The 1,500-nt window shown below is 60.9% G+C and carries 1 protein-coding gene; it reads left to right on the forward strand.

The window, feature by feature from the left end; all coding sequences use genetic code 11:
* On the forward strand, positions 1-1,500 hold a 1,500-nt coding region (locus AB4Z11_RS31440), incomplete at both ends, for a GAF domain-containing protein (protein WP_442030061.1).

A 1,500-nucleotide genomic window follows, 5' to 3' on the forward strand; every position in this document is an offset into this window, starting at 1 on the left:
GAAGAACACCATTAACGTCATGGTGGACCAGTTGTCCTCTTTCGCATCCGAAGTGACCCGCGTGGCACGTGAGGTGGGTACGGAAGGTAAGCTGGGCGGCCAGGCCTATGTGCCGGGCGTCGGCGGTACCTGGAAGGACTTGACCGACAACGTGAACTTCATGGCGTCCAACCTGACGGGCCAGGTGCGTAATATCGCGGCGGTGACCACCGCTGTGGCACGCGGCGACTTGTCCAAGAAGATTACCGTGGACGTGAAGGGCGAGATCCTGGAACTGAAAGACACCATCAACGTGATGGTGGACCAGTTGTCCTCCTTCGCATCGGAAGTGACCCGTGTGGCGCGCGAGGTGGGTACGGAAGGTAAGCTGGGCGGCCAGGCAAACGTGTCCGGTGTAGCGGGTACGTGGAAGGACTTGACCGAGAACGTGAACCAGCTGGCGGCAAACCTGACCAACCAGGTGCGCGCGATTGCCGAGGTGGCAACCGCCGTGACGCGCGGCGACTTGTCCCGTTCCATTCAGGTGGAAGCGCGCGGCGAGGTGTCCTACCTGAAGGACAACATCAATGAGATGATCCGCAACCTGAAGGAAACCACGCAGAAGAATGCACAGCAGGACTGGTTGAAAACCAACCTGGCGCGTTTCACCCGCCTGCTGCAAGGCCAGCGCGACCTGCAGGCCGTGACGAAACTGATTTTGTCCGAGCTGGCGCCGCTGGTGTCTGCGCACCACGGCGTGTTCTACATGATGGACTCGCAGACCGCCGACGCCCGCCTGCGCATGATCGCGAGCTACGGCTACCGTTCCTCCCGCAAGCTGCCGACCTCCTTCCTGCCGGGCGAAGGCCTGGTGGGCCAGTGCGCGCTGGAGAAAGTGCGTATCTGGCTGACCGACGTACCGCGCGATTACATCGTCGTTAGCTCCGGCCTGGGTGCGGCGCCGCCAACCAATATCGTGGTGCTGCCGATTCTGTTCGAACAGCAGGTGAAGGCGGTGATCGAGATTGCGTCGCTGGACCGCTTTACCGAAACCCACCTGTCCTTCCTCGACCAGCTGATGGAATCCATCGGCGTGGTGCTGAACACCATCGAGGCGAACAGCCGTACCGAATCGCTGCTGACCCAGTCCCAGTCGCTGGCGCAGGAACTGCAGCAGACCAACCAGGAGCTGGCGGAGAAAGCGCGTCTGCTGTCCGAGCAGAACATCGAGGTGGAACGTAAGAACCGCGAGGTGGAACAGGCGAAACTGGCGCTGGAAGAAAAGGCGACCCAGCTGGCCCTGTCCTCCAAGTACAAGTCCGAGTTCCTGGCGAATATGTCGCACGAACTGCGGACGCCACTGAACTCCCTGCTGATTCTGGCGCAGCAGCTGGGCGATAACCCGGAAGGCAACCTGTCCGGCAAGCAGGTGGAATTCGCGAAGACGATTCACGGCTCCGGTTCCGACCTGCTGACACTGATTAACGACATTCTGGACCTGTCGAAGATCGAATCCGGTAC

The sequence above is a fragment of the Pseudoduganella sp. RAF53_2 genome, assembly GCF_052113985.1.
Classification (GTDB): domain Bacteria; phylum Pseudomonadota; class Gammaproteobacteria; order Burkholderiales; family Burkholderiaceae_D; genus Rugamonas.